This is a genomic window from Pantoea rodasii, from assembly GCF_002095465.1.
Lineage (GTDB): Bacteria > Pseudomonadota > Gammaproteobacteria > Enterobacterales > Enterobacteriaceae > Pantoea > Pantoea rodasii.
Genome location: NZ_MLFP01000043.1, coordinates 1 through 7,320 on the forward strand (window position 1 = coordinate 1; position 7,320 = coordinate 7,320).

Here is a 7,320-nt window from a genome sequence, read left to right on the forward strand (position 1 = left end):
GCCGTGCCCGGACCGGCCGGTACGCCGTTTGAAAACAACGCGCACCTGAAGGCGCAGATGAGCAACACCAGCCCCAATAAAATCATCATCGACGGGGAGCTGATTACCGGCATCACCGGTCCCGAAAACGCCTATACGAAGGCCAACACCGCCGATGGCGCGCTGCTGATTACGCCCCTCACCGGGCAGGACTTTACCATCTTCCTGGAGACCGCCGGGGGCGTCGGCGTCTCGATAGACGTTTCCCCCAAACCCGGCAACGGCCGCACGCTGCACCTGATCCCGGCAGACGTGCCGCTGAAGTCCAACCCGGACGCGAAAGCGTGGGAGGAGAGTCAGCCCTTCCAGAAAACGCTGGTGAGCGTGGCCCGCAGCGTCGTCAACGGCGACGTACCGGAGAACTACACCGAGGTGAAGGCCTCGCGCGGCCCGGCGTATAATCCGCCCGCAGGGGTGTTGCTGACGCCGGAGCGCCAGCTTGCCGGCTCGCACCTGCGGGTGATGCGCTACCGCATGAAAAACACCGGCTACGTCACGCGCGCGCTCAGCGAAAAGCAGTTCTGGCAGAAAGGTGTGCGCGGCGTGATGCTGTCGACCCGCACCCTGTATGCAAACGGCGAGGGCTTCGTGTGGGTGATTTTCTCCACTGACGCGGAGGGCGGGTCATGAGCAACATCAATACCGCCACGCGCCGCCGCCAGTGGGTGATTGCCGGCGTGTCCGCTGCGGTCATGCTGGCGGTGGGCGGCGGCATCTGGGCCTACTCGCACCATCAGGCGGAGCTGAACCGCCCCGCACCGAAGACAGCGCCGAACCTGACCGGCGGCCTGATTAACACCTCCTTTACCGAGGCGTGGCCACCGCGGCGCTGCAGCAGCAGCAAAACAAGACCGCCGGCCTCGAGCGCGACCTCGGCACGCTGACCAGCTCGCTCAAAGACCAGAACAACGAGCTGAAAAAGCAGCTCAGCACGATGCTGACGCCATCGCGCAGCTGCAGACGCAGCAGTCACAGGGAAGCAGGGCGCCGAACGGCTCGACCGTGACGCCACCGGCGGGAACACCGCCTGCTGGCGGCCCGGTTTCCGGCGGACCGTCCGGACCGGCGCAGTGGAGCATCAATAACCCGGGCAGCGGACCGGCTACGGGACAGGGCGCACAGTTCTATCCCGCGCAGGGACAGCCGCAGGGGCAGGGCTTCTACCCCGGCGCCGGCACGGTGCGTCCGGGCGGCCTGAACCGCGACACCTTCACCTACGCCTCGCTCACCGACAGAAAGACGAAGCTGCCTGGATACCCTCCGGCTCCTTTTCCGAGGCGGTGATGATTGAGGGCGCCGACGCCAATGCCAGCGTGACCGGTCAGCAGAACACCTCCCCGGTGGTGATTACCCTGCTCGGGGACGTCTCCATGCCCAACGGAAAGACCTGGAATATGGACCAGTGCCGCGTCACCGGGGAAATGTACGGCGATATCTCCAGCGAGCGCGGCGAGGTGCGCACTAAAAACATCAGCTGCATCCTGAAGAACGGCAAGCATATCGACATGCCGTTCGACGGCCACGTGTCCTTCCAGGGCAAGGTGGGCATCCGCGGCAAGCCGGTCATGCGTAACGGTGCCATTATCGCCAACGCCGGGGCGGCCGGCCTGCTGTCAGGCTTCGGTGAGGGCATCAAGTCAGCCGCCACGCCAACGGTCGGCCTCGGCGGCAGCGCGTCAGTGGGCGCGGGGGACATCTTTAAGCAGGGCATCGGCGGCGGCGCCAGCAAGGCGGCGGACACGCTGAGCCAGTACTGGATTAAGCGCGCCGAGCAGTATCACCCGGTGATTGATATCGGGGCCGGCAACGCCGTGACCGTGGTGTTCCAGCAGGGCTTCCGCCTGGAAACCATTGAGGACGCCGAGGCCGAGAAGGCGAAAAAAGAGGCGCCGCAGCCGGTGGTGCAGCAGACCGCGGCGAACCAGCCGGTCAGCAATGGCGGCAGCAACAGCGCCCCGGTGTTAAACCCCGATGAAGTTCTGCGTCAGGCCAGCCAGCTGCGCCTCGGCGACACCATTAACTGACAGGAGTGAGAGATGGAAAACTGGTACGTGGCACAGACGAAGTGGGCGCAGGAAAAGTACGCACAGCAGCATCTTACTGAACAGGGCGTCACCTGCCTGCTGCCGGTATTCTCCCGCGTCCGCCTGCGCAACGGCAGGGTGCGCGGCGTGACGCCGCAGCCGCTCTTTCCGGGCTACCTGTTTGTACGCTTCGATCCGGAGGTGGTGCACACCACTTCCATCAAGGGCACGCGGGGGGATTTCCACTCTCATCAGCTTTGGCGGCCTGCCGTCGGTGGTGCCCGACCAGGTCATCTCGCAACTGGAGGCTGGCTGGGAGGGCGTCCCGCTCGACACGGATGCGCCGCTGGACGGCGACCGCGTGATGATCGAGGACGGGGCCTTTGAGGGACTGGAGGCGGTATGGTGTGAGCCGGACGGCATGAAGCGCGCCGTTCTGCTCCTGACCCTGATAAGCAGGCAGGTGCGCGTGCCGGTGGAAAGCCACCTGCGCTTTCACATCACCGCGCGCGGGGCGGCAGCATGATCCGGACATTTAAAGGCCGCATCAAAACGTATCAGCGCCCGGCGTTTTATTCCATATCCCTGCTGCTGATCATCAATACGGCTATCGTCGCCTGGGGGATGCGCTCGGGAACGGTGGGTTTCCCCGGCTGGCCATTCTGGCGTCTGTCCCTGGTGATTTCCGCCGGCGTCATCTGGTGGCAGTGGCGCGCTGAGTGCCCTGAACAGGTCATGATTGCCGGCATCATGGCGTTTGTATGGGCATTGCTGCCGGTATGCTGGTTCTTTGTGGCGTTCTGGAACTGGCAGCTGCCTGTGACGGACCCCGGCTGGCCGGTTTATCCGTCGGTATTTTCGTCGGTTATATGCTGGCTTCTCACGTTTCTTCAGATGCTGTTCCGTGGGGCCAGATGAATACATCAGTGGAAAAGCGGCGGCATCGCCACCTGAGGCGGATGCGCATGATGGCCGCGTACCGGACGGGCTGTCATTCACCTTGTGTGGGTAACGGGAGCAGCCATGAATAGACGTACCTGCAGTGAACAGCTTACCCGCCGCCGCATCGGCCGCCTGCGTCAGCGCAGTCTGGCCCGCCGTCCGGCGCGGGCGCACCGGGTGCACCCGTTCTGGTACGCCGTGCCGGTTGCCCTGTATGCTTTTGCGCTGGGCTGCGACACGGAGTGGCTGTTCTGGATACTCGCGCTGCTGGGTCCCGCAAGCCTCTGTCTGCTGGAAATGTTCCGCCTTAACCTCTGGAAAAAGAGGTGAAGGCGGTGATAAAACCTGAGCGTCATGAGTTCACCTTCACTTCAGGGGGCAGCCATGAATAAACGTACCCGCAGGGAACAGCGTATCCGCCTCTGCGCGCTGCAGCTCCGCTACCGGAAAGCATGGAGGACGCAGGCGAGCAGCTGCCAGCTGGCGGCGATGCTCACTGAAATCGAGGCGATTCAACAGTATCTGGCCGCTGACAGCCTGCCGCAGGAGGCTTTATGCAGATGAGCTTTCAGCGACTCGCAATTTTCAGCGTACTGGCCTGCATCACCGCCAGCATGACGCTGATGCTGCACTACTTCTGCTAAGTATCCCGTAAATAAGAATTACAGCGCCTTCATCAGGGCAACCCGCACCATCCGATTAACCCGCACCACTCACCTTTAATATCGCGGCGGCCCGGCCGCCACTGAGGATCACACCATGCAAAACTTTTTGCGTGCGCACTGCTGTGCGCTGCGCTCACCGGCTGCGCCGGCATGAACTCTGACTTTGACTGCAATAAAACCGCCACCGACCAGTGCCTGTCGATGTCCGATGCCAGCAAACTGGCATCGAAAGGTAAAAGCCTTGACGACCTGACCGCGCAGAAGGAGGCCGGCCCAAAGCCTGCGGCTGAGGCGCTGGCAACGCCCGGCAACGTGAAGCCTGCCGTTAACCCTTACCGACCCGTGAGCGCGGCGACGCTGACACCCCGACCTGTCTCAGGTCAGGCGCTGAGCGCAGACAGCCTCCGCGCGTCCACGGTGCCGGTTCGTACAGCGGCACCGGTTGCGCCGGGGGACTACAGCGGACCGGGACAGGTGGACGCCCGCCGTATCCCGGACGCCACGCAGCGCCTGTGGATAGCGCCGTGGGTCGACGAGCAGGACAGTTTCCATCAGCCCGCCGTGGTCGAGTTCGTGAAGCAGAAATCGCGCTGGGATGAAGACTTCCGCGTCATCAGCGAGGGGGAATAATGATAAAGCGATTTTCTTTCTGCGCTGCGCATGGGCAGCCGGCGTCCGCAGCGTCTGCGTCCGCACTGTATCACCGGGGCAGGCCCGGACTGATGTTCCTGGACGTGCCCCCTAACGGGCACGTCTTTGCGTGGAGTCAGCCCGGCGCCGGAAAATCCGCGCTCTTTCATTCCATGATTCAGGACGCGCTGAAAACAGGACGCGCCGGAGGTCAGCATGATCAGTAACGTTATCGATCACCTCGCCGGTATTCTCAACAGCAGCCGGGACGAGGGCGGTGCAAAGCTTGCCCGCCAGACGCTTCAGGAGAGCCTGAAATATCCTTCGCTGACCAGCCTGCTGCCGTGCCGCGAGTTCGATGAAAAATCTGAACTCTATATTAATGCACGCTCGGTAGGCTTCATTCTGGAGGTCGCTCCGCTGGCAGGAGCCAATCAGCAGGTGGTGCAGGCGCTGGACGACCTGCTGCGCAAAAGCTCCCGCGTAAAACGCCGGTCACGGTGCTGATGGTGGCCAGCAAGTGCGTGGGTGACATGCTCGAGAATGGCCTGAGCCGCGATATGTGGAAAGGCGATATGGCGCCGCGCCTGAACGCCATTACCAAAGCCTTCTGGGAGCGCTCGGCGCTGAAGGGGCTGGCCAACGAGCGTGAATACCCGCTGTATCTGCGCAACTACCGCGTGTTCCTGGTGTATGCGCATCCCGGCACCGGCGGCATTAAGTCAATGGACGCGGTGGCTCAGGTGCGCGAAACGCTGCGCGTCTCGATGCTGGCCGCGCACATGGACACGCGCCGCGTGGGACCATCGGAGTTTCTGTCCGTCATCCGCGAGCAGCTGAACTACCGCCCCGGCCAGGTCAGCGCCGCCAGCGAGCACTGGAACCCGGAACAGGAACTGCACCGCCAGTGTGTGGACATCGGTACCGAAATGGACGTGTACCCTGACTATCTTCATCTTATGACTACCCGCCAGCAAGGCGACAGGACGGTAAGCGCAGATACTGACAGTCCTGTTGTCAGCACACGGATTGTGAGTATGCAGTTAACGAAAGTACCGAAGCAGTTCGCGCTCTGGCAGGCGGCAGATAACCTGCAGAATATGCGTTTTCCGGACCTCGGCATTCCCTGTCCCTTCCTGCTGAGCTGGACGGTCTGTGTCGAAGAGCAGGTCAGCAGCCAGAACGAGGCGTTTCGCAAAGAGCAGGACATGGGGAAGAAGGCCAACTCCTCCTATGGCAAGCTGTTCCCCAATACGCAGCGCACCTACGAGGAGTGGCGGGATCTGCGTACGGGACTGGGGAACAATGAGATTGCCATGTGCAGTTTCAACCTTAATCTGACGCTGTTTACGCCCGACAATGACAGCGAACAGCAGCGCTGTGAGCTATCGGCCATTAACGTGTTCCGCAAAAATGACCTCGAGATAGCCGCTCCCCGCTATCAGCAGCTTCGTAACTGGATGACCTCGCTTCCGTTCGTGATGCAGGAGGGGCTGTGGGAGGACATGGTAAACATGAACGCCACCCTGCGCTGCAAGAGCTTTAACGCCGTGAACCTGATGCCGGTGGTGGCCGAGCGCCAGATGGCGGCGTCCGGTAGCCCGCTGCCGACCTACCGCAACGCGCTGGCCTTCTTTGACATGTTCAGCGAAAGCAACGGCGCAACCAACTTCAACATTGCGGTGACTGGTACCACCGGCGCCGGCAAGAGTTTCTTTATTCAGGAGATTCTGCGTCAGGTGCTGAACGCCGGTGGCTTCGGCTGGGTTATCGACATGGGGGGCAGCTATAAGAACTTCTGCCGGCAGGCAGGCGGTTCGTATCTGGACGGCGCAACGCTGCGCTTTAACCCGTTTGCCAACGTGCGTGACATTAAAGAGTCGGCGGAGGGTATTCAGGGGTTACTTACCGTTCTGGCGAGCCCCAACGAGCCGCTGGATAAGGTCAGCGAAACCATCCTGCTTAAGGGCGTGGTGGCGGCATACGAGGCGAAGCAGAACAAGGCGCGCATCGATGACGTGGTGTACTACATGACGTCTGCTGAAGTGCGTGAAGCCTACGGCGAGCAGCCCACTATCATGAACCGCATCAACGAGCTGGTGCTGCTGCTGGACCGCTGGTGCACGTGGGGAGCAAACGGCGATTACTTCAATTCGGACAATCCGACGCTCGACGGCAACACACGTTTTGCGGTGCTGGAGTTGCTGAGCCTGGAAAACCAGCCGCACCTGCTCTCCGCCATCCTGTTCTCGCTGATTCTGGCGATTCAGGAAAAGATGTACCACTCGCCGCGCAGCCTCAAGAAGGTGGCCATCATCGACGAGGCCTGGCGCCTGTTCAGCGGATCAAACCCGCACGCCGCGCGATTTATCGAAACCGGCTACCGCACGGTGCGCCGTCACCGCGGCGCGTTTATCACCATCACGCAGGGCATCAAGGACTTCACCGGCACCAAGGACCAGGCGGCCCCGCCGGCCGCGGCCGCGGCGTGGGACTGCTCCGGTACAAAAGTGACGCTGCTGCAGGACGCCAAGCGTTTAAGACCTACCTCAACTCGAACCCGGATCAGTTCAGTGAAGTGGAAACGCAGGTTATCCGCGGCTTCCAGCCAGCAAAGATACCGGCTTCAGCTCGGTCATGATTTCCACGGGCGAGAACAGCTCGTTCCACCGCGTCTTCGTCGATCCGGTGACGCGCGCAATGTTCAGCACGCGGGGAGAGGACTACCAGTACATGACCGAGGCGCAGAAGGCCGGGGCAACCAGCGAAGAGGCCGCGTACATGCTGGCCTGCGAGCCGTTCATGTATCAGGCCGAGATGCTGGAGCTGGAGCGCTGGGCCGGCCTGACCCCCGCTTAAAAGAGGAATCAACCATGCAGGAAGACAAACATGCCCTATCCACTGTGGAGGGTGAAACGATGAGCGAACAGCCTGATCTGAGCGAACGGAGCGTGCGTGACGGGGTCACCGTGAAGGCAGCACCCGGCCTGCTGCGCCGCCGTGACGTCCGGCTGACGGCG

General features: G+C 62.1%; 7 protein-coding genes and 2 pseudogenes. All 9 read left to right on the top strand.

The genetic code is table 11. From position 1 onward, the window contains the following. Positions 1-669: F-type conjugal transfer protein TraK (gene traK / locus HA45_RS23030; protein WP_128599085.1), on the top strand; the 669-nt coding region annotated here is incomplete at its 5' end. Further along, positions 666-2,063: pseudogene (gene traB, locus HA45_RS23035) on the top strand (F-type conjugal transfer pilus assembly protein TraB). The gene traK and the pseudogene traB, both read left to right, overlap by 4 nt. A 12-nt stretch (positions 2,064-2,075) precedes the next feature. Next, positions 2,076-2,450: a transcription termination/antitermination NusG family protein gene (locus tag HA45_RS23040; protein ID WP_244563518.1), complete on the top strand. Its 375-nt coding sequence runs from the start codon at positions 2,076-2,078 to the stop codon at positions 2,448-2,450. Beyond that, a complete protein-coding gene (locus HA45_RS28455) occupies positions 2,341-2,589 on the top strand; it encodes a hypothetical protein (RefSeq protein ID WP_244563520.1) in 249 nt (82 codons plus the stop codon). The genes HA45_RS23040 and HA45_RS28455 overlap by 110 nt, the downstream gene beginning before the upstream one ends. Further along, positions 2,586-2,981 carry a hypothetical protein gene (locus HA45_RS23045; RefSeq protein ID WP_100701681.1) on the top strand — a complete coding sequence of 132 codons (396 nt, stop codon included), beginning with the start codon at positions 2,586-2,588 and terminating at the stop codon, positions 2,979-2,981. The genes HA45_RS28455 and HA45_RS23045 overlap by 4 nt, the downstream gene beginning before the upstream one ends. A gap of 105 nt (positions 2,982-3,086) precedes the next feature. Beyond that, positions 3,087-3,335 carry a hypothetical protein gene (locus HA45_RS23050; RefSeq protein ID WP_100701682.1) on the top strand — a complete coding sequence of 83 codons (249 nt, stop codon included), beginning with the start codon at positions 3,087-3,089 and terminating at the stop codon, positions 3,333-3,335. Positions 3,336-3,389: 54 nt separating this feature from the next. Continuing rightward, positions 3,390-3,569, top strand: coding sequence for a hypothetical protein (locus HA45_RS23055; RefSeq protein ID WP_100701683.1), 180 nt, complete (start codon positions 3,390-3,392; stop codon positions 3,567-3,569). Positions 3,570-3,820: 251 nt separating this feature from the next. Then, positions 3,821-4,300: a TraV family lipoprotein gene (locus HA45_RS23060; protein ID WP_244563519.1), complete on the top strand. Its 480-nt coding sequence runs from the start codon at positions 3,821-3,823 to the stop codon at positions 4,298-4,300. A 216-nt stretch (positions 4,301-4,516) separates the two neighbouring features. Next, positions 4,517-7,159, top strand: a pseudogene (gene traC, locus HA45_RS23065) (type IV secretion system protein TraC). The last annotated feature ends 161 nt before the right edge of the window (positions 7,160-7,320 follow it).